The sequence below is a fragment of the Acidihalobacter prosperus genome (assembly GCF_000754095.2).
In the GTDB taxonomy this organism is placed as follows: domain Bacteria; phylum Pseudomonadota; class Gammaproteobacteria; order DSM-5130; family Acidihalobacteraceae; genus Acidihalobacter; species Acidihalobacter prosperus.
Genome location: NZ_JQSG02000006.1, coordinates 1,021,531 through 1,045,346, shown reverse-complemented (window position 1 = coordinate 1,045,346; position 23,816 = coordinate 1,021,531). Strand labels below are relative to the sequence as shown.

Here is a 23,816-nt window from a genome sequence, read left to right as displayed (position 1 = left end):
ATACGCTGGCTGAGTCAACTATACCCCCTAGCCCTCGTCAACGGGTCATCCAGGATTTGGCGCGCAGGGTCAGCGCCGCGTAAGGCAGAATCCACCACAGGGCCAAGGCGCTGTAGTAGCTGTAGGCCACGCCGAACAGCACGTTCCACGAACGCTCGCTGCGCAGGTAGTACAGCGCGTACAGGGTGCTGAACAGGGTGCTGCCGAGCAGCAGCGAACCGAGCGCCGCGGGTTCGTCCATCACCATCAGACCGGCCAGCCCCGTGCCCAGATAACGCAGCGGGAAACGCACGTCGGTGATCACGCGATCGAACACGGTCAACAGGCGCGCGACCGGCGGGCGCCGCCACACGATTCCGGCGAGCCGGATCTCCTCGCGGATGAAGCTGCGGTCCCAGCGCAGGAACATCTTGCACAGCCGCCGATACGTGGTCGGCACCATGGTGCGCACCACCGCGGTGTTCTGGTAAAGCGTGTCGTAACCCCGCGCCAGCAGGTAATTGGTCATGGCGCGATCCTCGCCGTAGGTGCAGGCGGCGCCCCAGAAGGTCTGATTCATCCACGCATCCAGCACCTCGCGCACCGCGGAGGTGCGGTAGGCTGCCAGCGCGCCGGGGCAGCAGTACACCGTGCGATAGCCCGACTGGGCCGCACGCAGATAATCGAAGGACAGGATATAGGCCACCTGCAGCATGCGCGGGATCGTGCCTTCGTGGCGATTGTGCACCACCACCTTGCCGGCCACCGCGCCGACCCGCTCGTCGGCGAACGGCGCGACCAGCGCCAGCAGCGTGCCGGCATCGATCACGCTGTCGGAATCGATGGTCACGACCACCTCGCCGCGCGCGCGGCGGAACCCTTCGAGCAGCGCGGCGCGCTTGCCGCGGTTTTCTGGGAAACGGACGGTCGTGACCACCCCGGGATGGCGCGCAGCGGCCTGCTCGATGTAGTCCCAGGTATCGTCGCGGCTACCGTCGTCTACCACCAGTATCTCCAGCAGTTCGGCGGGATAATGCGCGCGCGCCACCGAGTCGATCGATTGCTCCACCATCGCCCCTTCGTTGTAGGCGGGGATGATCACGGTCAACGCCGGCGCCGCCTCCAGCGCGGCGGACGGCACTGGGCGGTAGTGAAACCAGAGCAGGGTTTTGAGCAGCAGCAGCACCAGCTCCAGGCCCGCCCACACCAACAGTGCGTAGGCCAGCGGCTGCAGCCACTCGTGGTAGGCCAGACTACGCGCCATCGGGTGCATGAGCGTGTACGCGATACCTGCCAGCAAGGCCAGCACCAGTCCCGCCAGCAGAAATTCCTGCAAGCGGCGACGCTGGGCCGGATCAGCGGCGGGAAACAGCGGTTCGGGCAATTCGGGGGTGGGCATCAGAGACATGGGGTGCCTCCGCGCGGGGGCAGACGGATGGACGGACGCGACGATGCACGCACGAGGGACTGCCGGCAAGGACCTTGCAGACGGATAATTCAGTGCGATCGGAAGCGACCATTCACCACGCGAGCCTCCCGCTCGGTGAAGGGAATCAGGGGAAACCGATACCTTGCGCCTGGCGGCGGCCGCTTTGCTGCGGCAGAGGCGAAGACCGCGCCGTGGGATGGGGCGAACGCATCTTAATCCCGCCAACGGTGGCCCGCAATAGGCTTCCGAAATCGAAAAAATACATGGCGACGGGGCTCCCCGCCGGGCATGCGCGCGCATACCATAGCCATCGCCCAATCTCATTTCTCCACTGCGTCAGGAGCGCACGGCCCCCATGCCCAGCGAAGGCTTCCACGTCCACGGCGCGCACGAACACGCGCTTGAGCATCACGCCCAGCACGAAGGTCCCGGACTGGCCCAGTACGTGGCCATTTTCACGGCCATTCTCGCCACCCTCGGCGCGATGGTCAGCTACCACGTCAGCGCCACGCAGAACGAGGCGATGATGCTCAAGAACGAGGCCGTGCTCGAATCGACGCAGGCCTCCGACCAGTGGAGCTTCTATCAGGCCAAGAGCACCAAGGGCCATCTGATGTCGCTCGCCGCCGACCTGGCCACCGGCGGCAAGCGCGCCTACTACCTCGACCAGGCCGCCCGCTACGAATCCCAGAAAGCGCAGATCAAGGCACAGGCCGAGGCGCTCGACGCAAAGTCTCACCGGAGCGACGCGCACAGTCAGACGCTGATGCGCCCATTGCACCGGTCCGAACTGTCGCTCAGCCTGATCCAGATCGCCATTTCTCTGGCCTCCATCACCGCCCTCACGCGCAAACGCTGGCTGTTTTACCTCGCCGGCACGGCTGCGGCGGGCGGGCTGGGATTCGCCGCCCTGTCGATCCTGTGACCCCGGCACCGAGCACTGATCGCGAAGGGCGCGCGGCGGCCGATTGACGCGCCACGATTCGTCCGGATAATCGATGCGTTTCGCCCATCGCCCACCCCTTGGGCGCGCGCCCGGAGCCCCTCATGCACACACATGCGCAAACGCTGCAGGCAATGCGGCACCCACACAACTTCGGCCTGCCTCGCTCGCAGGCATCCGAACGCCGCACCTATACCGTCATTGCGATCACCCTGATCACCATGGTGGTCGAGCTGATCGCAGGCTATCTCACGCATTCGATGGCGCTGACCGCCGACGGCTGGCACATGGGTTCGCATGCCGCCGCGCTCGGCATTGCCGCCTTCGCCTATGTCTTCGCGCGCCGCCACGCCGACAACCCGCGCTTCAGCTTCGGCACCGGCAAGGTCAACTCCCTGGCCGGATTCACCAGCGCTGTGACCCTGGCCATCGTCGCACTGCTGATGGTGCTCGAATCCGTCGATCGCCTGTTCAACCCGGTCGACGTGGTGCTCAACGAGGCCATCTGGGTGGCCGTGATCGGCTTCGTGGTCAATCTGGCCAGCGCGCTGGTGCTCGACGACCATCATGATCACGCTCATGGGCATGCCCACGAGCATCACGAGCATCACGAACATCACGAACATCACGACGGCCAGCACGACCACAATCTCCGTGCCGCCTATCTGCATGTCGCCGCGGACGCCATCACTTCTTTGCTGGCGATCGTGGCCCTGCTGTCGGCCAAATACTTCGGCTGGATGTGGATGGACCCGCTGATGGGCATCGTCGGCTCGATCCTGATCGCGCGCTGGTCCTATGGTTTGATGCGCGATGCCGGCGCGGTGCTGCTCGACGCAGAAGACACGCGCCCGCTGCAGACCCGGGTGCAGCAACGCATCGAGGCCGATGCCGACAACCGGGTGTCGGATCTGCACATCTGGCGCGTTGGCCCCGGCACCCACGCCTGCATACTCTCCGTGGTCACCCATGCCCCACGGCCGGCCACGCACTACAAGTCGCTGCTCGCCGGCCTGCCTGGACTCGGGCACGTCACCGTCGAGGTGCTGAGTTGCCCCGGCCGGGCCTGCAACGCCTGAGCGCAGGCAAAAAAAAACCCCGCACATCCCTGTGCGGGGTTTTGCAAGGAGGAAAGTATCGAATTTCCACCGTCGAGTGGCCAGTCACGTCGACGGCGGGGTCATTATGGTGCAGACAGATGACAACGCGATGGCAACAGACCGGAACTGTACACCTGGGCAACGGTCTATCTGCTCATCCACGCCAACCCTGAGGAAATGCCATGAAGGACATGCAGCACGCCGTTCGCCTCGCCTTGGGCACACTGGTGGCGGCTGCACCGCTGCTCGCTCCAGTCGCCGCGCATGCCGCCGCGCCCAAGATGGTCAAATGCTTCGGCGTGAACGCCGCCCATAAAAATGCCTGCAAGACCGCGACCGGCTCCTGCGCCGGCACCGATGCCAAGGCGCGAGACCCCAACGCCTTCATACTGGTGCCCCAGGGCGTTTGCGGCATGATCGCCGGCGGCACCACACACCCGACGCCGATTGCCCTCAAGCGCGAAGAAGCCTTTCGCACGAAACTGAAGGCCATGGCGCCGGCACAGCGCAAGGAAACCCTGGACATGCTGCGCAAAAAGATCCATGCGCTGATGGTGAATAGCGGCTGACGCAGGCCCTCAGCCCAGCAGCCTCCGGATCGCGCGTTCGAGCCTCGCCGGCGCAGTCTGCGGCGCATAGCGCCGATACACGCGGCCCTCGCGATCGATCAGGAACTTGGTGAAATTCCAGCGCACGGGTCCGCCCAGCCAGCCTGGCGCGGCGGCGGTCAAGCATCGGAACAACGGGTGAGCTTCCTCGCCGTTCACCGTCGTCTTGGCGAACATCGGGAAGCTCACGGCATAGCGCGACGCGCAGAAATCGGCGATCGCCGCCTCGTCGCCGGGTTCCTGTTGGCCGAACTGGTCGCAGGGAAAACCAAGCACGCTCAGGCCGCGCGCGACATGGCGTCGGTACAAGGCCTCCAACGCCGCATACTGGGGCGTGAACGCGCAGCGGCTGGCGACGTTGACGACCAGCAGCACCCGTCCACGGTAATCCGCCAGCGTGCACGCGCGACCGTCAATCGTCCTCAGGGCAATTTCGTAAAGGTCCATCGCGCATCTCCGGGCTACCCGTGCCGATGGTAACCGAAACGGCGCCATGCGACGCCGGTTCCGCACTCGACAGCCGCGCCGCACACGGGCAACATCCAAGCGCACCCTCTCAAGACGACGACATGAGCAGCCCGATCATCCCCTTGCCCGCCAGCCGCCCTCTCCAGCATCTGGTCGCGGCACATCGCATCTTCCTCGCCCTCCAGAGCGCAAACTGGGGTGCCGTTGCACTGGGCCTCCTGAGCTGGCGGGAGGGTGGCATCGTCCTGATCCTGAATCTGCTGGCGATGATCGGCCTGGTGCTGTGCCCGCGCTGCCGTTTGCTGGGTCCCAACGTGGCACAGCTGCCGGCCGAAGCTGCAGCCACCGGCGCGGTGGCGCTGACCTTCGATGACGGACCGGATCCTGCCGTCACCCCTCACGTGCTCGATATCCTCGACCGCTATGGCGCCAGGGCCAGCTTCTTCTGCGTGGGCGAGCGGGCCTTGCGCCATCCCGAGTTGATCCATGAAATCCTGCGGCGCGGGCATACTATCGAAAACCATAGCCATCGCCACGCGGCAGGATTTGCGGGCTTTGGCGCCGCCGCGCTGCTCGCCGACATCCTGGCCGCGCAGCAGGCGCTGAGCGATATCGGCGGCCGCGCACCGCGTTATTTCCGTGCGCCCATGGGTTTTCGCAGTCCGTTGCTCGCCGAGGCGCTGCGTCGCCTTGATCTGACCCATGTTGCCTGGACCCGCCGCGGCTACGATCGACTGCTGCGCGACCCTCGCCGGATCGTGCGGCGGCTGACTCGCAATCTCGCAGTAGGCGATATCCTGCTCCTGCACGACAGCGACGGCCGTATCGGCGGCGCACCCGTGGTGCTCGAGGCGCTCCCTCTTCTGCTGGAACAGCTGGCCGCACAAGGCCTGCATGCGATCGCGCTGCCGGATGGTCTGGCCGAGGCCGCGGCGGAGCCGATACAACAACCCCACTGGCATCGCTGACCGAACGCTCCGTCCGACGTTCCCGCCCCACCTGTTTCATGGCATGCTTGATCGACGCGTGCGCCACTTGGCACCACCGCACAGGAAATCCCGTCTTTTGAACCGACCCGCCGAAACCGACGCTCGACCACCCGCGCTTGCCGTCCACGCGCTACGCAAGCAGTATGGCGATCTGGTGGCCGTAGCCGGCATCGGACTTGAGGTCCGGCATGACGAAATCGTGGGGCTTCTCGGCCCCAATGGCGCCGGCAAGACCACCACCATCAATATGCTCCTCGGCATTCTCGAACCCAGCGACGGTCGCATCCAGATCGAGGGCATCGATCTCCTCGCTCGCCGCCGAGAAGCCCTGTCCCTCACCAATTTCGCCGCCATCTACGCGCCCATGCCGGGCAACATGACGGTTTACGAGAACCTGAAAATATTCGGCATGCTCTACGGCGTGCGCGGCCTAGGCGCCCGGATCGAAACGCTGCTGGACGAATTCGATCTCATGCCCTATCGCAACCGCAAATGCGGCGTGCTCTCCTCCGGCGAACAGACGCGCGTCGCACTCGCCAAGGCCATGCTCAACGAGCCGCCGCTGCTCCTGCTCGACGAGCCGACCGCTTCGCTGGACCCCGCCAGTGCCCACGACATCCGGGCGCGCCTGCGCGCGTATGCGGGACGCCGCCACTGCGGCGTCCTGTGGACCTCTCACAACATGTCCGAAGTGGCCGAGGTCTGCGACCGCGTGCTGTTTCTGTCGCGAGGACGCATCCTGCTCGAAGGCGATCCGCGGGCCTTGCCGCGCGCGCATGGACGCGAGACCCTCGAAGACCTGTTCATCCACATCGCCCGAGAACCCCTGGCCTACGGGGCTGGCTCATGAGTCCGCAACGCATCGCCGCCATCGCCCTGCGCCAGTTCTACATCATGCGCGGCAGCCCCGCGCGCATCCTGCCGATTTTCATCTGGGTCGGCGTGGACATGGTGCTCTGGGGCTTCTTCACCCGCTATCTCAACCACGTCACGGACAGTGGGCTGGACTTCGTGCCGCGTCTGCTGGGTGCCGTGCTGCTGTGGGATTTCTTCATCCGGGTCATGATCGGCATGACCTCGGCCTTTTTCGAAGACGTCTGGGCGCGCAACTTCCTCAATCTGTTCACCTCGCCGCTGAGCATTCCCGAATACGTCGGCGGGCTGGTGCTGACCAGCATCGCCACCAGCGCCCTTGGACTGATGCTGATGATGCTCATGGCCAGCGCGATCTTCGGCCTGTCGTTCCTGACCTACGGCCTGTTGCTGATTCCCTTTCTGCTCATCCTGTTTCTGTTCGGCATCGCGCTCGGCATCTTCTGCAGCGCTTTGGTCATGCGGCTGGGCCCCGCCACCGAATGGCTGATCTGGCCGATACCGGCCGTGATCTCGCCCTTCGCGGGCGTTTTCTATCCGCTGAGCACGCTGCCGGAATGGATGCAGTTCATCGGGCGCACCCTGCCGCCGTCGTACGTCTTCGATGGCATACGCGCGCTGTCGGCCGGCCAGCACTTCCCGCTTGCCGCCCTGATGGGCAGTCTGGCGCTGACGCTGGGCTATATCGCAATCGCGATCGCCTATTTCCTGCATGTTTACCGGCATGCGGTGCGTAGCGGTCTGCTGGCCCGTTACCATGCGGAAAGCGTCAACTAGGGCCTGTTCACACGATGCGGTGGGGTGCTGCCGGAGCCGGTTTTCGTGGCTCGCGAGACGCAAAAAGCGGCCCGGCCCTGCGGGTTGCGACTGGAAAACCGCCACTCTGTGTTGCTCGTCGCTGATTTGGAATCACCAAACCGCGCTACTCGCGCCTTGATTGGCGATTTTTCAGTCACAACAGCGCCCCACCGCATCGTGTGAACAGGCCCCTGGAACATCACGGACTCGCGGGCAACAGGCGGCCGCGCCTGAGCAGTTGACTGGCTCTCACGGGATTGCGCCGCCGGCCTGGCCCGCCGCGCCCGGCGGACCAGGCCGGTGGATCAACTCAGGTCGTCCTCGATCCGCCTGATCCTCGCCTCTTCTTCCCTGCGGCTATGTCGGTAAAACCAAAACAACGCCACCAGAAAACAGGTCCAGGGCACAAGAATGTCGGCGCCCATCCACCACCAAGCGGGCAGATCGATCGTGTGCGGGATGATGAAGTGCAGTGCGGGGATATGCAGGTGTGGCAGCGCGTGACTGTGCGCGGGTATATTCATCTACAGCTCTCCTCTGGATCGATTCGTTCAACATTGCGTCTTCCGAACATCCATCAGTGCTGACCCCACACGCGCCGAAAAGCCCATCCAAAGACAAAATTATATCTACAAATCAAATAATTACATACCCCCCCTTGGGGTCAATCACAGGGGCGCCGCAGTGCCACGTTTGGCCAGCGCCCATGGATATTCGGTGTTTATTCACACATAAAAATCATGGTTTAATATTGACGCAGATCAATGTCCTCGCATTCAATCCTTCTTTGGTAGCATGAGAATTCGACGCGCAAGCCGACGGCGCAATGTGATACTTTTACGCACGAAAATACTTGTTCATATAAGTCCGGCAGCCCGTTGCGGTGGTGACGACGGCGAGAGGCCGGACCGGCACAGGAAGGATGCCATGTCTCAAGCTATATCCATGATGGCCCGTCACGCGCTACCGCGAACACCACTGCTCGCCGATAGCCCCGAAGATCTGGAACAGGCCGCCCGCATACTCAAGTCGATGGCACATCCCATGCGTCTGAAATTGATATGCGCACTGGGCGACGAGGAATTCAGCGTCAAGGAGCTGCTCGATCGCGTCGGCACCACGCCGACCAACATCTCGCAGCATCTCGGCATCCTGCTGAGCGGCGGCCTGGTGACGCGCCGGCGCCGCGGAAACCGGCATTTCTATCGCATCGGCCACAACCACACTCTGGAACTGATCCAGCACATACGCGATATCTTCTGCCCGGAAACCAGGCGACGCCACTGAACCGCCAGCCACACGCCTACGGCTGAAGGCGGTACGGACGCCAGAGTCCCCTGCATCGGCGTAGTGACGCCGTCGCGCTACGACGAGCGCCCCCACAACCCCGCATCGGACGCCACCCGAGCTGCGTCACCCGGATGTAGACCGCCTCACGGCCCTTGCACTTCGCTCCAAAACCATCAAACTGGGCGGGTATCACTAAAATAACCATTGGTGTTACCAACGACTCTCAGGGGCCCCAGGTGAGCGACGACACGGCCATATCGCTGGACGAAACCGCATCGCCCGCACGCATACGGCGCCTGACCCAGGTCTACAAGGCACTCAGCGAGATCAACCAGGCCATCGTGCGCATGAGCGAGGAGGCCGAACTATTCCCGCTCGTCTGTCGTGTCGCGGTCGAGTTCGGTGGCGCCCGTATGGCCTGGATCGGCGTAGGTGACCCGGTGACCGGTCGACTGGTACCCGTGCAACGCCATGGGCACGGCATCGAGTACCTGCAACACATCAAGATCGCAATCAGCGATCAGGAAGCGGAGGGACAAGGTCCCTCCGCGACGGCCTTCAGGGAAGGTCGCCCCGTCATCGTCAATCATTTCACCACCCATCCCACAACCAAGCCCTGGCACGAACAGGGCATCCGCTTCGGCTGGAACAGCAGTGGGTCATTCCCGATCCCGCGAGGCGGCGCCGCCTTCGCCGAACTCGTTGTCTACCACACCGACGAGGATTTTTTCGACGACGAAGCCGTTGCCCTTTTCGACGAAATGGCTCGCGACATCAGTTTTGCGCTGGACAATTTCGACCGCGTGGCGCAGCACGAGTCGGCAGTCGAAGCACTCAAAAGCAGCGAACGCCACTTCCGCGCCTATTTCGAACGCTCCATGGTCGGCATGGCGGCCACATTGCCGGACCGTGGCTGGCTGGAAGTCAATGACGCGCTGTGCAACATACTCGGCTATAGCCGCGAGGAATTGTCCGGCCGGACGTGGGCATCCCTCACACATCCGGAGGATCTCCAGCAAAACGAATCCCTGTTCGCCCGCCTGCAACATGGCGAGATCGACGAATACACCATGGAAAAGCGCTACCTGCGCAAGGACGGCGGCATCGTCCACACCCATCTTGCCGCACGCGCGGTGCGTAACGACGATGGCAGCCTCGCCTATGTCGTGTCGCTGATTGAAAACATCACTCCCCGCAAGCAAGCCGAGGCACGCGACCGGATCCGCGAGCAGGCACTCGAACGCGTCGCCAAGGGCGTGTCTTTGAACGAACTGATGGAGGCGCTGATCCGCGACGTCGAGGCCGGCAACCCTGGCATGAAGTGTTCGATCCTGCTGCTTGACGATGACGGCGAAACCCTGCAGACCGGGGCCGCGCCCAGCCTGCCTGCGTTCTACAACGAGGCGGTCAACGGCCTGCGCATAGGCCCCGGCATCGGCTCCTGCGGCGCCGCCGCCTATAGCGGTGTGCGCGTCGTGGCCGAAGACATCGCCACGCACCCGAACTGGAACGGCGATTTCAGGCAGATTGCCGCGCGTGCGGGGCTTGCCGCCTGCTGGTCGGAACCCATTCGCTCGGCAGGCGGCGAAGTGCTCGGCACCTTCGCGATCTACCATCAGCGCCCGTGCGCGCCCGGCATGCACGAGATCGCCGTCATCGAGAGCGCCGCCAACCTGATGGGCATCGCCATCGATCGCCGGCGCGCCGAGGAGGAACGGCATCTCGCATCGCTGATCTACCGGAGCAGCAGCGAGGCCATGCTGGTCACGGATGGGGACAACCGCATCGTCGCCATCAACCCCGCCTTCACCGAAATCACCGGTTACGAACTCGCGGACATCCACGGCCAGAACCCGAGAATCCTGCGCTCCGGCCGGCACGACGACGAATTCTACCGGCTGATGTGGCAGGCCATCGCGAGCGAGGGCATGTGGCAAGGCGAAATCTGGAATCGCCGCAAGAACGGCGAAATCTTTCCTGCCTGGCTGACCATCAATACGGTACGCGCGGACAGCGGCGAAGTACTGCGCTACGTCGCCCTAGGCTCCGACATCAGCGACAAGGTGCGTTCAGACGAATTGATCTGGCGCCAGGCCAACTTCGATTTCCTCACGGAATTGCCCAACCGCTACATGCTGCACGACCGCCTCGAACAGGAGATTCGCAACGCCCATCGAGAACGCTCCAAACTCGCGTTGCTGTTCATCGATCTCGATCGGTTCAAGGAGGTCAACGACACGCTCGGGCACCCGGTCGGGGATCTGTTGCTCATCGAGGCAGCCGAGCGCATCAGCGCATGCGTACGCGAATCCGATACCGTCGCACGTCTGGGCGGCGACGAATTCACCGTCATTCTCGGTCATATCGCAGAGACCCGCGATGCCGAACGCATCGCCCAGCACATACTCGCAGCCCTGTCCGTGCCCTTTACCTTCGGCCGGGACTCCGCCTACGTCACCGCGAGTATCGGCATCACGCTCTACCCCGAGGATTCGACCGATCTCGAGCAGCTGCTGCGCAACGCCGACCAGGCCATGTACGCGGCCAAGAGCGCGGGCCGCAATCGCCTGAGCTATTTCACCCAGGCGCTGCAGGAATCGGCCCAGCATCGCCTGCGGCTGATCAACGACCTGCGCGGCGCGTTGTCCGAGATGCAGCTCGAACTGCACTTCCAGCCCATCATTTCTCTGGCCGACAGGCGCGTGGTCAAGGCCGAGGCCCTGCTCCGCTGGCGGCACCCCGAAAGGGGCATGATTCGCCCCGACGAATTCATCCCACTGGCCGAGGAGACCGGCCTGATCATCGAGATTGGCGACTGGGTGTTCCGTGAATCCGCGCGCTGGGCGCAGCGCTGGACGCAGGATGCGCATCGAAAGCTGCAGATTTCGGTCAACATGTCGCCGCTGCAGTTCCAGAGCGAAAACCTGATTATCGACGACTGGCTGAACCATCTGCGCAAGCTCGGCGTCGCCGAGAGCGCCATCAGCATCGAAATCACCGAAGGTCTGCTGCTCAACGCCCATCCGGAAGTCATCGACAGGCTGCTCGGCTTCCGCGATGCCGGCATCCAGGTCGCCATCGACGATTTCGGGACGGGCTATTCGGCGCTGTCCTATCTCAAGCGCTTCGATATCGACTACCTGAAGATCGACCAATCGTTCATCAGCAACCTCGAAACCGAGCCCAACGATCTCGCCTTGTCGGAAGCCATCGTCATCATGGCGCACAAACTCGGGCTTGAGGTCATCGCCGAAGGCGTCGAAACGGAAGCGCAGTGCCGGCGGTTGAGGGAGATCGGCTGCGACTATGGCCAGGGTTATCTGTTTTCCAGGCCGCTGCCCCCCGAATCATTCGAACGTCTGCTGCGCCAGGGCTGATCTGCCCGAAGGCACGCACGGCCAGCGGTGCGCCACGGCTCCCCGCAGCACACCGCCGCCGCAAACTGGCACTCAAACGTAACCGAGGATCGCGCCGAGCAGCGGCATCGCACTGCCGATACCGCGCAACTCTCCCAGGTGCCGCGCCACGGGCATATCGATCACATTGGTCAGATAGCCGATAGCCGCAATGACGGCGACAAGGATCACGAAAACCTGCGTGTTGCCGGCACCGCGAACTTGTCTCGATGCCGTCGGGTGTTCCGTCTGGCCGTGGTTCGGGGCTGCAGTCATATTGTGACCTCCCGATAGGTGTGTGGTTGCCCCCTACAGGTGGCGCCGGATACATAGCCTGCCCGACATGCGTGGCGAATAACGGCGCCTGTCTACCATGCGACTCCAGCGCCAGCGCACGGTTCCCCGGCGGCCCCGCCCCGGCACACCCTCGATTGATGTCGATCAAGGTTGCGCGAAAACACAGGCGAAGTGGTGCCTCGGCATGCCGAATCAATCGCCGACGCTGAAGGCCTCGACCAAGGCGGCATGGTGTCCATCCAGATTCGCATCGATGAGAGGGTACAGGACGCCCTCTTCCTTGAAATTGTGTCGTTCGAGCTGGTCGCGCAATCCGGCCAGCGTTTCGACATCCGCAGGAGCGCCCGCCAGCCGCCCCAAGCGCTTCTCGATGTCGACATGCTCGTCCCGCATCACCCGCGTCGGCGCCGCTGTCCCGCCGCTTGCCACGAACAGCGGAAACAGGCGCTGTTCTTCGAAGGCCATATGCCGGCGCAGACCCCAGATCAGATCGCCGAGGGCGTCGCCGCCCCCCTCTCCCGACTCCGCACGCGCTGTGGCGGCATCGAGCAATGCGTCGAGACGGGCATGATCGGCCTGCAGCACCTCTCCGATGCGCGCCGCATGCCGGGCTTCGCGGCGACACACGCTGACCACCCTTCGCGCCGGTGAATCCGCCTGCATCAACCATAACAAAGCCAGCCGTCGCGGCGGCACGAAGCGCTCGAATAGTGCGCGCAGGTCACGGTCGTCGACGACGGTGAGCGCCTGCCCTGACAGCAGCACGTCGAACACGTCGGACAAGGCGCGATCGCGCAGACGCATCGGCAGCCGGCGCAGATCCAGGGTTTGACGCGGCGGATCGCGATCGGCTTGCGATGCGGGCGCGACGTCCTTGCGGTACAGCCGCAGATAAAAACGTGTGTCTTCGCTGGCCGGCGTCACGCGATGCGGCAGACCCGCCGGAATCACGCCGATCTCGCCGGCAACAAGCTGCCAGCATCTGCCCGAACCATCCAGCCAACGATATTCCAGCGCGCCGCGCTCGATCACGATCTCGACCCACACGCCATGCGTCGTATGATGTGATTCGCACAGCCCCGGCGGCATGTGTCCACCGTCAAAGACCGGCGTACGGCTGAACCGCACGTAACTTGCCGGCAACGGCATCGCCGGCTTGCGCACGACTGGCCTCTCCTCACGCAGCGTCTCCATGCTAGGGCCCGTCCCGAGAATCATGCTCGCGCCGTCTCGCCATGGCGCGTCCGAGCGCCGTCAGGTCTTGTGCCGTAAGCAGTGTTCGCGCCAGCGGCAATACCGTCTCGTCCTCGAAGCGGTAATGCGCCCGTGTCATGTCGACAAACATTCCGGCATCCGGCGCCTGCACGCCATCCCCGCGACTCAATGCCTGCAGCGCGGCACGCACACCGTGCCAGGCAGCCGACTGGGCGCGATGATCCTCATCGATGCGGACGCTCCATGCCGCCACCGCCGCCCGTGCCTTGGGGGCGCATGCGCGACGACACATCATCGGCAGCAAATCTGTCTCCTCGTCGGCATGGTGCAGGGGCGCGGCATGCTCGAAATAGGCCACGATACCGGCCGCCGCCCTGCGTGCCGTCTCATCGGAACCGTGTGTATCCAGGTGTGCCGGCATAAGCTCGAGCCGGCCACAGAATATTTCCATGCGCCGGTGGCAATCCGCGAGCAAACCCAAAGGATCCTCAAAACCGGCAGATGGTGTCGGTAACAACATGATGTTCGGCCCTCCTCCTCACGCACCTTGGCCACGCCAGCCATCAGTCCGCGATACGCGGCGGAGCCGGCTCTTCGGCGCTCTGGTCATCGCCTGGATGCAGAGCATGGCGCCAGACGCGGATCGACGGCCTTGATCCAGGTCAAGCCTGAGCGGCCGGATCCGAACGGGAGGATACGGGCATGCAACGTGCGATGCGTTAGACTGATCGCTCCTTGTCTGCACGCCTGTTCGCGCCCACTCGCTGAAGCGCCCGCCCATGATCGAAACCCTGCAGGACATCGGTCTTTTCGCCAGCCTGGACCAACACCAGCTCGACAGCCTGGCACGCCACATCGGACGTCGAAAACTCGCGCGCGGCGAGACCTTGTTCGATGCCGGCACGCCGGCGCGCACCTTCTTCCTGCTGCGCACGGGGCATATCAAACTGTTCATGCTCTCCCGGCAGGGAGGCGAAAAGGTGATGAATATCGTCGCACCGGGCGACACCTTCGCCGAAGGCGTCGCCTTCATGGAGCACCCCGTCTATCCGGTCGGCGCAGAGGCGCTCGAAGCCAGCGAGGTGTGGACCGTGGATGCCGCGGTTTTCCGCTCCTTACTGCTGGAATCCCCAGTCGCCTGTCTGGCGCTGCTCGGGCGGCAAACGCGTCGCATCCAGGGGCTGTTGGCGGAAATCGAGGCGCAGACGCTCGAAGGCGCACACTACCGGCTGATCGCCTACCTGCTGGCACAGGCGCAATCCGATCGGAGTCTCGAACTGCCCGCGTCGAAAACCGTGATCGCCGCCCATCTCGCGATCAAGCCGGAAACCTTGTCGCGCCTGCTCGGCGAACTGCAACGGCGTGGCCTGGTGCAGGTACACGCGCGCAGCGTGCACCTGCTCGACATTCCCGGCCTGCGCACGCTCGCGGCCGCCCCCACCCTGCACACCTGACAACCTCAGCCCAACCCGACATCCCGCACACGCATGGCCGGCTTGATCTGGGTCAACACGGACCGTCCTGGCCGATGCTAGAAATAGCGCAATTTCGTTGTTCATGCAGTGAGGGGGGAGCCTCGACGAGTCGCGTCGGGGACGGTTGCGAAGCCATCGGGACTCAATAATGCGGATTGATTTTCCGTTCGCGACGGATCGGATGACGGCGCCATCCGCATCCGGCAAGCACCCGGTCCTGTCATCGCAACCCCATGTCTCCGGCGCACTCCCCGCGGCCGATATGCCGCGCGGCATACGCATCCCCAACAGGCATCTGGCAGCGACGCGATTCGACTCCACGGTCCGAGGCTGAATCACTTCAGTCTAGAGAGCAAGCCATCGCGTCGCGTAGCCGAAAGTGACGCCGAACCCGACCCGAGATAACCGCCGCAAGAAACACGAATTCGGTGGCGAGAATCATGCAAGTGTAAACATACATTTCATCGCTCTGGTGCCCTGGGTATACAAAATCCATCTGTTCCTGGGCTGACGGCGTTCCTGCTATTCCCCTTTACGCGACTGGTGCATATCTGGAGTGCCCCGGTCGGCACCTCGGACGGCGCTATCAGATCGTTCGCAAACGTCAGGCCTGACGAATCCGCCGCTCATGGCCGACGGTAACCAAGCGCATCGGCAACCGTCGGCGCGGCATATGCTGGTCCGCCGTACCCAGGACACTGCATTGACCGGATTTCCACGAGGCGATGGCTGCCGGAGGCCGGTCACCCCCTCAGATCAAGTACACCGCATCACCGACGCGCAGGCAGCCTGTCTCCAGCCCTCTGCCATAGATGCCCAGGTTCTGCTCCGCTTCGCGGACGATGCTGCGCAAGATCGAGGCGTCCTCCGACAGTCCGCGCTGCTTGCGTGCGACCGCGCCGCAGCGCGGCGTCGTCTCGGTGCAAGCCACCCGGGCCGAACCCAGATGTAGCTTGCGCCCGATCCAATCCTGCTCGACGTACCCCTCGGCCTCGGGCGCTGTCTCGATCACGACGTTCGGCCGAAAACGGCGCACGTTCCAGTCCGCCGCGGGACTCGAGGCGCGCAACCGAGCCAGCGTGGCGGTGGTCACCAAATGGAACGGCGTGACCAGAAAGAACGTCCCGGGCTGACAGACATACTCCGAAAACTCAGGTGGCGCACCGCTGAAATCCGGCAATGGCTCGCCCGGCAGACGCGCGAAGGTCGCCTTGAGTTCCTCGAACCAGGTGTGGTCGTCTGCTTTGTGGCGCCGGTAGAAGCTGCCGTCCCCAAGCGGCCGCAGGGCTTCGAGGGTCGATGAGCGCCCGGTAAGCGCGGACAGGCTTGCATGGATGTCGCCATCGTCGCTGCCCATCACGTCGCCCTCGGGAAACCGCACGTCCACATGGCCGCTGCCGTCCGCACGCAGTCGCGCGTCGCAGCCCAGCAGCTCGGGCCGGAACTTGCAGCCTTGGATCTCGCCCCGCGCGGTATCGCGCAGTGCCCATAGACGGTCGCCCTCGATGCCGGCGCCAGCGACCAGCCGCCCCTCCTTCAGCGCTTCGCCCGCCATGCCCTTGACCGGGTAACGCCAAATCTCCCTGATGATGCCGATCTGCTCCACACCCTCTCCTTGCCGTGAGTGACGGGTGATTGCCAAGCAGATTGCGTGCCGGAGGGCGACGAGCCGTCAGCAGGCTATGGGGTCACCCTATAACGGGGCCATCCCGGCAATCACCAGCCTCGCAAAGCCCGCCCGGGCAAGGCGAGGCCCAACGAGTGCCGGCTTCATGACCGCCGATCACACTCACCAGCGGCTCGCGCGCTCAACAAAAAAAGCCCCTCCCGCCACCGACGGAAGGGGCGTCGCTTCAAACCTTGATCAATGTTCGCGCACGGCGCGCCAGATGGCCTGATAGGCCTGCATTTTTTCGCCCTTGAGACCCGGCATGTAATGCAGGCGCTTCCATTGCTCGGCCGTCGGCTGCACCAGCGGCGAGGTCAGCACCTTGTCGAGGTAGGGCTTGGCGGCCGCATTGGGGCTGGCGTAGACGTTGTAGTTAGACAGTTCGGCGCCGATCTTGGCGTCGAGGATGAAGTTGATGAACTTGTACGCCAGTTCGGGATTCGGCGCATGCGACGGGATGGCCATGTTGTCCACCCATACCTCGGCGCCGCCCTTCGGGATGATGTACTTGATGTACTTGGTCGCCTTCGGGCTGCTCTCGATTTCGTTAGCGAGGTCGCCGTTGTAGACGATGCCGGCGGCGATCACGCCCTTTTCGAGCTGGTGCAGCGCCGGGGTACCGTCGACGAAACCGACGAAGTTATGACGTTTCTTGGTTTCGATGACCAGCTTGGCTGCTTCCTTCCACTGCTCGACCTTGTCGCAGTTGAAGCCGTAACCGAGGTAGGCGCAGGCGGCGTGCAGGGTGTCCTGGCCGCTGCCGCCCATGAGCGCGAAGGGATAGCTGGGGTTGACCTTGGGGTCGAACAGAATGCCCCAGGTCTGCGGAGGATTCTTGAACTTGCGGGTGTCGTAGGCCAGCGCCGTGGTACCCCACTGATAGGGGATGGCGTACTCGTCGTTCGGGTCGTAGGCCGTGTTTTGGAATTCCGGCATCAGATTCTTGAAGTTCGGCAGTTTCGACTTGTCGAGTTTTCGGATCAGGCCTGCATGGGCCATACGTTCGATCATGTAGTTGGACGGCACGACGACGTCGTACTGCGAGGTGCCGCCGGCGTTGAGCTTGGCGAGCAGTTCGGAGTTCGAGGAGTAGTAGGTCTGCACCACCTTGACGTGATACTTGGCCTCGAACTGCTTGATGATCTTCGGATTCATGTACTCGGTCCAGTTGAACAGATACAGGGTCTGTTCGGCCGAGGCCAGCGCGGGCAAGGCCGCGATCGAAAGCAACAACAGGCTTTTCTTGAGTAGTTTCATTTTCGATATTCCCCTTGCTGAGATGGTCAGGCGGACGGTTGGCCGTGGGACGACAGGTACCCGTGTCGACGGGCTTGGAAAAAGGTTTGCGCCAGTGCGACCAGGAGCACCGCACCGATCATGAGGCTGGCGATCGCATTGGTCTGAGGCGTGACGCCATGACGTGCGATGCTGCCCCAGATATAGATCGGCAGGGTCACGCTGCCGGGGCCGCTGGTAAAGAAACTGATCACGAAATCGTCCAGCGACAACGTGAAGGCCAGCAGGAAACCGGCGATCAGCGCCGGCTTGAGTACCGGCAGCCAGAAGGCGTAGAGGCTCTTGAGCGGCGAGGCATAGAGATCCGCGGCAGCATGTACCAGGTTGCGATCGAGGCCGACCAGCCGGGCATAGACCACCAGTGCGACGTAGGGAATCTGGAAGCTGACGTGGGCGATGCCCATGGTCACCAGTCCGGCACTGGGCCAGCCGATGAACCGGTGCATGTAGTTGAAGAACACCATCTGTGAAATACCGTAGATCACGTCGGGCATGACGATCGGTAGATAGACGATCAAGGCCAGGATGGCGAAGCCACGGCCACGGTAGCGATGCAGTCCAACGGCGAGCAACGCACCGAGCACGGTGCCCGCAGCGGCCGACAGCAGACCGAGCTCGAGCGAGCGGAACAAGGCGTGCAGCATGCCGCCCTGCTGCCAGACGCGCTCGTACCAATCGAAGGTGAACCCCGTGAGATGTACCGCCGCGGCCTCCGGCTCGAACGAGAAGGCCACCACGACAAACAACGGCAGCCAAAGAAAGGCCAGGGTGGCGATGGCCATGCCCTGCATCGCGCGATCGATGGCGGAAGCGCGCCTCATAGCAGGTTCGCCTCGCCGGCATTGAGGCGCCGGGCCATGCGACGGAACACGACCAGCCCGCCGAAGGTGAACAGCAGCATCACCAGGGTGAGCGCGGCGCCGAAGGGCCAGTCGGGCATCGAGCTGAACTGCTGCGCGATCAGATTGCCGAGCAGCATCGCCCGGTCGCCGCCGAGCAGCTGCGGCACGATATAGGCGCCGAAGGCAGGTATGGCCACCAGGATGATGCCGGCCAGTAGACCCGGCACGGTCTGCGGGAACACACCATGGCGGAATACCCGCCAGCCGCTGGCGTAGAGATCGCGCACGGCGTCGACCAGGCGCCAGTCGAGTTTTTCCACTGAAGCGTAGATCGGCAACACCATGTACGGCAGGTAGTTGTAGACCAGCCCCATGGAGACCGCGAAACTGCTCGGATAAAGGCCCATATGCTGCGGCAGGAAACCGAGCGCGACGGCAACATGGGACAGCCAGGTGTCGGGCGCCAAAATCTGCATCCAGGCGTAGGTGCGCACCACCTGGTTGGTCCACGAGGGCACGATGACCAGCAGCAGCAGCACCGGGCGGTAGCGAACCGGCGCGCGGGCGATGAAGAAGGCCAGCGGGTACGCCAGCAACGCCGTGGCAACCGTGGTGTAGGCGGCCTGCAACAGCGAGCGCCAGACCACCTCGAGATTGCCCGGACTCCAGCCCAGGAAGCTGTAGCCGGCGACCTGTGTGAACGCGTGCACGGTCAGCGGCAGCGCCGGTTGACCGTAGGGGTCGTTGGTCATGAACGCGAGCAGAGCCATCAGCAGGCTGGGCAGAAACAGGAACAGCGTGATCCAGGCCACGCCCGGACCGACGGTGAGAGCGAAATGGAAACCGCGCCGCAACACCGCCTTCATCGATGGCGCCTCCGGAGCCGGTCCACGCGTCAGCGCTCCGCCAGAGGCACGATGTCGCGCGGATGCACCTGCACCTGCACGGTCTCGCCCTCTGCGGGCAAGTGCGTGTCATGAGACTGGTGCGTGACCATCGCCACCAATGCCGCGCCGCCGACGTCCAGTGCGTAACGAGTGCCGGCGCCGAGATAGATACGCTCGACCACGCGGGCCTCGAAACGGTTGCAGGCCTCATCGGCCGTCGCACCCAGCGAGAGTCGTTCGGGGCGCACCATCACCTGGTGCAGACCTGCGGCCGGTGGCTCGTGCAGGCGCAACCGGCCGATGGGCGTATCCACCTCGTCGCCGGTGATGCCGTTGACCTCCAGACTGTTGGCCTGCCCCAGAAATTCCGCGACATAAGCCGTGCGCGGGCGCTCGTAAAGTTCGGTGACGCCGCCGACCTGCTCCACCAGCCCGTCGCGCATTACCGCGATGCGGTCGGACAGGGTCAGCGCCTCCGCCTGGTCGTGGGTCACCAGGACGAAGGTCATGCCGAGCCTCCGCTGGGTACGCTTGAGCTCCAGTTGCAGTTCTGCGCGCAGTTTGGCATCGAGCGCCGACAGGGGTTCGTCGAGCAGCAGAATCTGCGGTTCGTTGACCAGCGCGCGGGCCAGCGCCACACGCTGCTGCTGCCCGCCGGAAAGCTGCTCCGGCCGCCTGCCCGCCAGTGCCTCGATGTGCATGAAGGCGAGCATCTCGGCCACCTTGCGCTGGCGCGCGGGCTTGTCCATGCCTTGCATGCGCAGGCCGAAGGCGACGTTGTCGGCCACGTTGAGATGGGGAAACAAGGCGTAGGATTGGAATACCGTATTGACCTTGCGCGCGTGGGCAGCCTGGGTTGTGACCTCGCGGCCGTCGATCAGCACGTCGCCGCCATCGGGGCGCTCCAGCCCCGCGATCAGACGCAGCAGCGTGGTTTTGCCGCAGCCGGAGGGGCCGAGCAGGGTGAAGAACTCGCCGGGACGCACCTTGAGATCGACGCCCGCCAGCGCGGGATGGCCGTCATACCGTTTGCTGAGATTGACCACCTCGAGACCAACGCCTGTCGAGGCACCGGTCTGGCCGGTCGGGGTCGTCCGTCGGTCCAATGCTGTCGCCACGTGTTTCTCCCCTTGATCGCTGCGGCCTATCATGGTGCCGAAGACCCATGGCCCAACAGCGGCACACCGGATTTCATTACCAAGATACGTGCCAATCACCTAATCAGACAGCCCCGACAAGCCCCGCGACTGATCAATATATTAGACGCGACACGCGCGGCCGCCCCCGAAGCAACGCTGGCGCACGTCACGCGGCTCCGCATCGAGAGCCGCACAGCCCCGGTCATTAATATGCGCGATGGATACATCGCGGTTCCATGTCCACCCTTGACTCCGCGCGGCGCCGCGTCAGCCCGTCGTTTATCCTAAACGCCGCCCTTCGCAAGTTCCGGGTCGGCCGCCGCGCACCAAAACAGGGCGCCACCCGTTATCGCATCACCTCGCCCAGCCGCGTCGCCGCCTGGTCCAGAGAGCGGGTTGCCTTCTCGATCAGCTCGTCCACCTGTTCGCGGCTCAGCACCAGCGGCGGCGAGATGATCATGGTATCGCGAACCGCGCGCATGACCAGCCCGTTTTCGACGCAGATGTCTCGGCACAGCGTGCCGACCTTGCCGGCCGGCGCGAAATCCTCGCGCGGCGACTTGGATTTGACCAGTTCGAGCGCCGCGACCATGCCCACGCCGCGCGCCTCGCCGACCAGAGGATGGTCGGCGAGCTCGCGCCAGCGCCGCTGCAGATAAGGCGAGACATCCTCCGCCGCACGCTCGATGATGCGCTCGTCGCGCAGGATGCGCAGATTGGTCGCGGCCACCGCGGCAGCCACCGGATGGCCGGAGTAGGTGAAGCCGTGGAAGAACTCGCCGCCCTCCCCGATCAGCACGTCGGCCACCTTGTCGCCGACCAGCACGCCGCCGATGGGCTGGTAGCCCGACGACAGCCCCTTGGCGATGGCCATGAGATCTGGCTCGATGCCGTAGTGTTGCGAGCCGAACCAGGTGCCGAGCCGGCCGAAGCCGGTGATGACCTCGTCGGCCACCAGCAGGATGTCGCGTTCGGCGCAGATGCGCTTGATCTCGGGCCAGTAGCTGTCGGGCGGCACGATCACCCCGCCCGCCCCCTGGATCGGCTCGGCGATGAAGGCGGCGACGTTGCACTCGCCGAGTTCGTCGATCTTGCGCTCCAGTGCGCGCGCCGCGCGCAGGCCGAACTCGTTCACGTCCATCTCCGGCGCCACGCCGAAGTGATACGGCTGCTCGATGTGCGCGATGCCGGGAATCGGCAGATCGCCCTGCGCGTGCATCGCCTTCATCCCGCTCAGGCTGGCGCCGGCCACGGTGCTGCCGTGGTAGGCGTTGTCGCGCGCGATGATGATCTTCTTGTAGGGCTTGCCCTTGAGCTTCCAGTAGTAGCGCACCATGCGCAGCACGGTGTCGTTGGACTCCGAGCCCGAGCCGGTGAAGAAGACGTGCTTGAACTGCGGCGGGGTCAGCTCAGCGAGCAGCGCGGACAGCTCCACCGCCGGCGGCGTCGAGCACTGGAAGAAGTTGTTGTAGTAAGGCAGCTCCTGCATCTGCGCGTACGCCGCATCGGCCAACTCCTTGCGCCCGTAGCCGATGTTCACGCACCACAACCCGGCCATGCCGTCGAGGATCTTGTTGCCCTCCGAATCCCAGATGTAGCAACCCTCGGCATGCGTGATGATGCGCGAGCCCTTGGCGTTGAGTGCCTTGTAGTCGGTGAAGGGGTGCAGGTGATGCGCGCTGTCCTGGCTCTGCCAGCCGGAGGTATGCGGTTGCCGGGGGGCGGTCTGGGCCATGGGACGGATCTCCGTGAGGTCGTGTTCGAGTGGGCGGCGTCAGACCGAGAGCAGCAGGAACTCGCGCTCCCAGGAGCTGATCACTCGAAAGAAGGTTTCGTATTCCTTGCGCTTGATCGCCCCGTAGACGCGCACGAAGCGCTCGCCGAGCAGATCCTGCAGCGGCGCGCATTCGTCGAGGTTGCGCAGGGATTCCTCCAGGCTGCGCGGCAGCCCGAACGGCAGCTCGTAGGCGCTCGCCTTCTGCTCCGCGCGCGGCTCGATGCGCTCGATGCAGCCGAGCAGGCCGCAGGCCAGGGTCGCGGCCAGCGCGAGATAGGGATTGGCGTCGGCGCCGGCCACACGGTTCTCCACGCGCATGGCATGGGCCGGCGCGAAGGGCACGCGCAGGCCGACGGTGCGGTTGTCCATGCCCCAGTCGGCGTTGATCGGCGCCGACTCGTGGCGGGCGATGCGGCGGTAGGAATTGACGTTCGGCGCGAAGAAGGACATCGCCGCCGGCAGGTAGCGCTGCAGGCCGCCGATAAAGTGGCGGAAATATTCGCTCATGGCGCCGTTCTCGTCGGCAAACAGGTTCTTGCCGGTGGCCGCGTCGACCACGCTCTGGTGAATATGCATGGCGCTGCCGGGTTCGTTCTCCAGCGGCTTGGCCATGAAGGTCGCATACATGTCGTGGCGCATCGCCGCCTCGCGCACGGTGCGCTTGAACAGGAACACCTGGTCGGCCAGCGACAGCGCCTCGCCGTGCAGGAAGTTGATCTCCATCTGCGCCGCGCCGGACTCGTGGATCAGGGTGTCGATGTCCAGTTCCTGCGATTCGCAGTAGTCGTAGATATCCTCGAACAGCGGATCGAACTCGTTGACCGCGTCGATGCCGTAGGACTGGCGCGCGCGTTCCGGGCGCCCGGATCGGCCGATCGGCGGCTCCAAGGGATAGTCCGGATCGGTGTTGCGCTTGACCAGAAAGAATTCCAGCTCGGGGGCGACCACCGGTCGCCAGCCGCGCTGCTCGTACTGCGCGAGCACGCGCTTGAGCACCTCGCGCGGCGCGATGTCCACCGGCGAGCCGTCGCGCAGGAAGCAGTCGTGGATGATCTGCGCCGTCGGATCGGCCGTCCAGGGCACCAGGCGCAGCGTGTTGGTGTCGGGCTTGAGGACCATGTCGATCTCGCGCGGGTCGACGATGTTCTCGTCGTCCGGCCAGTCGCCGGTCACGGTCTGGATGAACAGCTGCTCGGGCAGGCGCAGGCCCAGCTCCTTGCAGAACTTGCTGGCCGGGATGATCTTGCCGCGGGCGTTGCCGGTCATGTCCGGCACCAGGCATTCGACTTCGGTGATGCGCCGTTCCGCAAACCAGCCGTTGATGTAATCCATATCCTGCTGGTTCAT

Annotated in this window: 23 protein-coding genes; 10 read left to right on the top strand and 13 right to left on the bottom strand. The window is 64.2% G+C overall.

Annotated features, from left to right (window positions below; translation table 11 throughout):
* Window positions 1-37: 37 nt before the first annotated feature.
* Entirely contained in the window at window positions 38-1,387 is a 1,350-nt protein-coding gene (locus tag THPRO_RS15615) for a glycosyltransferase family 2 protein (protein WP_065089845.1), read from the bottom strand.
* Between the two features lie 376 nt (window positions 1,388-1,763).
* On the opposite strand from THPRO_RS15615, the gene THPRO_RS15610 reads away from it, so the two are divergent.
* The 3 genes from THPRO_RS15610 to THPRO_RS15600 all read left to right on the top strand — a co-directional run bounded on the left by THPRO_RS15610 (window position 1,764) and on the right by THPRO_RS15600 (window position 4,020).
* On the top strand, window positions 1,764-2,333 hold the full coding sequence (locus THPRO_RS15610) for a DUF4337 domain-containing protein (protein WP_038091412.1): 570 nt from the start codon (window positions 1,764-1,766) through the stop codon (window positions 2,331-2,333).
* Window positions 2,334-2,455: 122 nt separating this feature from the next.
* Entirely contained in the window at window positions 2,456-3,430 is a 975-nt protein-coding gene (dmeF, locus tag THPRO_RS15605; RefSeq protein WP_038091409.1) for a CDF family Co(II)/Ni(II) efflux transporter DmeF, read from the top strand.
* Window positions 3,431-3,633: 203 nt separating this feature from the next.
* Window positions 3,634-4,020: a BufA1 family periplasmic bufferin-type metallophore gene (locus THPRO_RS15600; RefSeq protein WP_065089844.1), complete on the top strand. Its 387-nt coding sequence runs from the start codon at window positions 3,634-3,636 to the stop codon at window positions 4,018-4,020.
* A 9-nt stretch (window positions 4,021-4,029) separates the two neighbouring features.
* Here THPRO_RS15600 and THPRO_RS15595 read toward each other — a convergent pair whose 3' ends face one another.
* Window positions 4,030-4,506, bottom strand: a complete 477-nt coding sequence (locus tag THPRO_RS15595; protein WP_038091406.1) for a glutathione peroxidase — start codon at window positions 4,504-4,506, stop codon at window positions 4,030-4,032.
* A 122-nt stretch (window positions 4,507-4,628) separates the two neighbouring features.
* On the opposite strand from THPRO_RS15595, the gene THPRO_RS15590 reads away from it, so the two are divergent.
* From THPRO_RS15590 to THPRO_RS15580, 3 genes are all read left to right on the top strand, one after another.
* On the top strand, window positions 4,629-5,495 hold the full coding sequence (locus THPRO_RS15590) for a polysaccharide deacetylase family protein (RefSeq protein WP_052064515.1): 867 nt from the start codon (window positions 4,629-4,631) through the stop codon (window positions 5,493-5,495).
* Between the two features lie 97 nt (window positions 5,496-5,592).
* Complete coding sequence (locus THPRO_RS15585) at window positions 5,593-6,366, top strand: ABC transporter ATP-binding protein (RefSeq protein WP_038091401.1); 774 nt, start codon at window positions 5,593-5,595, stop codon at window positions 6,364-6,366.
* A complete protein-coding gene (locus THPRO_RS15580) occupies window positions 6,363-7,166 on the top strand; it encodes an ABC transporter permease (protein ID WP_038091395.1) in 804 nt (267 codons plus the stop codon). Before THPRO_RS15585 ends, THPRO_RS15580 begins: the two co-directional genes overlap by 4 nt.
* Before the next feature lie 326 nt (window positions 7,167-7,492).
* Here THPRO_RS15580 and THPRO_RS15575 read toward each other — a convergent pair whose 3' ends face one another.
* Window positions 7,493-7,711 (bottom strand): hypothetical protein, encoded by a 219-nt coding sequence (locus THPRO_RS15575; protein ID WP_038091392.1) that lies wholly within the window; start codon window positions 7,709-7,711, stop codon window positions 7,493-7,495.
* 403 nt (window positions 7,712-8,114) lie between these two features.
* On the opposite strand from THPRO_RS15575, the gene THPRO_RS15570 reads away from it, so the two are divergent.
* Together THPRO_RS15570 and THPRO_RS15565 are read left to right on the top strand one after the other, a co-directional pair.
* Complete coding sequence (locus THPRO_RS15570) at window positions 8,115-8,474, top strand: ArsR/SmtB family transcription factor (RefSeq protein ID WP_407922455.1); 360 nt, start codon at window positions 8,115-8,117, stop codon at window positions 8,472-8,474.
* Window positions 8,475-8,713: 239 nt separating this feature from the next.
* Window positions 8,714-11,854 carry a bifunctional diguanylate cyclase/phosphodiesterase gene (locus THPRO_RS15565; protein WP_082954695.1) on the top strand — a complete coding sequence of 1,047 codons (3,141 nt, stop codon included), beginning with the start codon at window positions 8,714-8,716 and terminating at the stop codon, window positions 11,852-11,854.
* Window positions 11,855-11,926: 72 nt separating this feature from the next.
* On the opposite strand, the gene THPRO_RS15560 is transcribed toward THPRO_RS15565, so the two are convergent.
* The 3 genes from THPRO_RS15560 to THPRO_RS15550 form a co-directional block, all read right to left on the bottom strand.
* Window positions 11,927-12,148 carry a hypothetical protein gene (locus THPRO_RS15560; RefSeq protein ID WP_038091389.1) on the bottom strand — a complete coding sequence of 74 codons (222 nt, stop codon included), beginning with the start codon at window positions 12,146-12,148 and terminating at the stop codon, window positions 11,927-11,929.
* A 213-nt stretch (window positions 12,149-12,361) separates the two neighbouring features.
* Window positions 12,362-13,363: a hemerythrin domain-containing protein gene (locus tag THPRO_RS15555; protein WP_052064512.1), complete on the bottom strand. Its 1,002-nt coding sequence runs from the start codon at window positions 13,361-13,363 to the stop codon at window positions 12,362-12,364.
* A gap of 1 nt (window position 13,364) precedes the next feature.
* Window positions 13,365-13,904, bottom strand: a complete 540-nt coding sequence (locus tag THPRO_RS15550) for a hemerythrin domain-containing protein (RefSeq protein WP_038091385.1) — start codon at window positions 13,902-13,904, stop codon at window positions 13,365-13,367.
* Between the two features lie 259 nt (window positions 13,905-14,163).
* Between THPRO_RS15550 and THPRO_RS15545 the strand changes: the two genes are divergently transcribed.
* Both THPRO_RS15545 and THPRO_RS17530 read left to right on the top strand, forming a co-directional pair.
* Window positions 14,164-14,838: a Crp/Fnr family transcriptional regulator gene (locus THPRO_RS15545; protein WP_038091382.1), complete on the top strand. Its 675-nt coding sequence runs from the start codon at window positions 14,164-14,166 to the stop codon at window positions 14,836-14,838.
* 444 nt (window positions 14,839-15,282) lie between these two features.
* Complete coding sequence (locus tag THPRO_RS17530; RefSeq protein WP_407922458.1) at window positions 15,283-15,501, top strand: respiratory nitrate reductase subunit gamma; 219 nt, start codon at window positions 15,283-15,285, stop codon at window positions 15,499-15,501.
* A gap of 109 nt (window positions 15,502-15,610) precedes the next feature.
* On the opposite strand, the gene THPRO_RS15540 is transcribed toward THPRO_RS17530, so the two are convergent.
* The 7 genes from THPRO_RS15540 to THPRO_RS15510 all read right to left on the bottom strand — a co-directional run bounded on the left by THPRO_RS15540 (window position 15,611) and on the right by THPRO_RS15510 (window position 23,816).
* Window positions 15,611-16,465, bottom strand: coding sequence for an MOSC domain-containing protein (locus THPRO_RS15540; protein ID WP_038091379.1), 855 nt, complete (start codon window positions 16,463-16,465; stop codon window positions 15,611-15,613).
* Window positions 16,466-16,723: 258 nt separating this feature from the next.
* Entirely contained in the window at window positions 16,724-17,785 is a 1,062-nt protein-coding gene (locus tag THPRO_RS15535; RefSeq protein ID WP_065089843.1) for a polyamine ABC transporter substrate-binding protein, read from the bottom strand.
* 26 nt (window positions 17,786-17,811) lie between these two features.
* A complete protein-coding gene (locus THPRO_RS15530; protein WP_082954693.1) occupies window positions 17,812-18,645 on the bottom strand; it encodes an ABC transporter permease in 834 nt (277 codons plus the stop codon).
* Window positions 18,642-19,532 (bottom strand): ABC transporter permease, encoded by an 891-nt coding sequence (locus THPRO_RS15525; protein ID WP_052064510.1) that lies wholly within the window; start codon window positions 19,530-19,532, stop codon window positions 18,642-18,644. The genes THPRO_RS15530 and THPRO_RS15525 overlap by 4 nt, the downstream gene beginning before the upstream one ends.
* A 29-nt stretch (window positions 19,533-19,561) precedes the next feature.
* Window positions 19,562-20,671 carry an ABC transporter ATP-binding protein gene (locus tag THPRO_RS15520; RefSeq protein WP_161490006.1) on the bottom strand — a complete coding sequence of 370 codons (1,110 nt, stop codon included), beginning with the start codon at window positions 20,669-20,671 and terminating at the stop codon, window positions 19,562-19,564.
* A 367-nt stretch (window positions 20,672-21,038) separates the two neighbouring features.
* Window positions 21,039-22,427 carry an aspartate aminotransferase family protein gene (locus tag THPRO_RS15515; protein WP_038091373.1) on the bottom strand — a complete coding sequence of 463 codons (1,389 nt, stop codon included), beginning with the start codon at window positions 22,425-22,427 and terminating at the stop codon, window positions 21,039-21,041.
* Between the two features lie 39 nt (window positions 22,428-22,466).
* Complete coding sequence (locus THPRO_RS15510) at window positions 22,467-23,816, bottom strand: glutamine synthetase family protein (protein WP_201787011.1); 1,350 nt, start codon at window positions 23,814-23,816, stop codon at window positions 22,467-22,469.

Bases quoted from the DNA above. Each gene is read 5' to 3' on its own strand.
- THPRO_RS15615 (WP_065089845.1), bottom strand. From the start codon at position 1,387: ATGTCTCTGATGCCCACCCCCGAATTGCCCGAACCGCTGTTTCCCGCC.
- THPRO_RS15610 (WP_038091412.1), top strand. From the start codon at position 1,764: ATGCCCAGCGAAGGCTTCCACGTCCACGGCGCGCACGAACACGCGCTT.
- dmeF (WP_038091409.1), top strand. From the start codon at position 2,456: ATGCACACACATGCGCAAACGCTGCAGGCAATGCGGCACCCACACAAC.
- THPRO_RS15600 (WP_065089844.1), top strand. From the start codon at position 3,634: ATGAAGGACATGCAGCACGCCGTTCGCCTCGCCTTGGGCACACTGGTG.
- THPRO_RS15595 (WP_038091406.1), bottom strand. From the start codon at position 4,506: ATGGACCTTTACGAAATTGCCCTGAGGACGATTGACGGTCGCGCGTGC.
- THPRO_RS15590 (WP_052064515.1), top strand. From the start codon at position 4,629: ATGAGCAGCCCGATCATCCCCTTGCCCGCCAGCCGCCCTCTCCAGCAT.
- THPRO_RS15580 (WP_038091395.1), top strand. From the start codon at position 6,363: ATGAGTCCGCAACGCATCGCCGCCATCGCCCTGCGCCAGTTCTACATC.
- THPRO_RS15575 (WP_038091392.1), bottom strand. From the start codon at position 7,711: ATGAATATACCCGCGCACAGTCACGCGCTGCCACACCTGCATATCCCC.
- THPRO_RS15570 (WP_407922455.1), top strand. From the start codon at position 8,115: ATGTCTCAAGCTATATCCATGATGGCCCGTCACGCGCTACCGCGAACA.
- THPRO_RS15560 (WP_038091389.1), bottom strand. From the start codon at position 12,148: ATGACTGCAGCCCCGAACCACGGCCAGACGGAACACCCGACGGCATCG.
- THPRO_RS15555 (WP_052064512.1), bottom strand. From the start codon at position 13,363: ATGGAGACGCTGCGTGAGGAGAGGCCAGTCGTGCGCAAGCCGGCGATG.
- THPRO_RS15550 (WP_038091385.1), bottom strand. From the start codon at position 13,904: ATGTTGTTACCGACACCATCTGCCGGTTTTGAGGATCCTTTGGGTTTG.
- THPRO_RS15545 (WP_038091382.1), top strand. From the start codon at position 14,164: ATGATCGAAACCCTGCAGGACATCGGTCTTTTCGCCAGCCTGGACCAA.
- THPRO_RS15535 (WP_065089843.1), bottom strand. From the start codon at position 17,785: ATGAAACTACTCAAGAAAAGCCTGTTGTTGCTTTCGATCGCGGCCTTG.
- THPRO_RS15530 (WP_082954693.1), bottom strand. From the start codon at position 18,645: ATGAGGCGCGCTTCCGCCATCGATCGCGCGATGCAGGGCATGGCCATC.
- THPRO_RS15525 (WP_052064510.1), bottom strand. From the start codon at position 19,532: ATGAAGGCGGTGTTGCGGCGCGGTTTCCATTTCGCTCTCACCGTCGGT.
- THPRO_RS15515 (WP_038091373.1), bottom strand. From the start codon at position 22,427: ATGGCCCAGACCGCCCCCCGGCAACCGCATACCTCCGGCTGGCAGAGC.
- THPRO_RS15510 (WP_201787011.1), bottom strand. From the start codon at position 23,816: ATGAACCAGCAGGATATGGATTACATCAACGGCTGGTTTGCGGAACGG.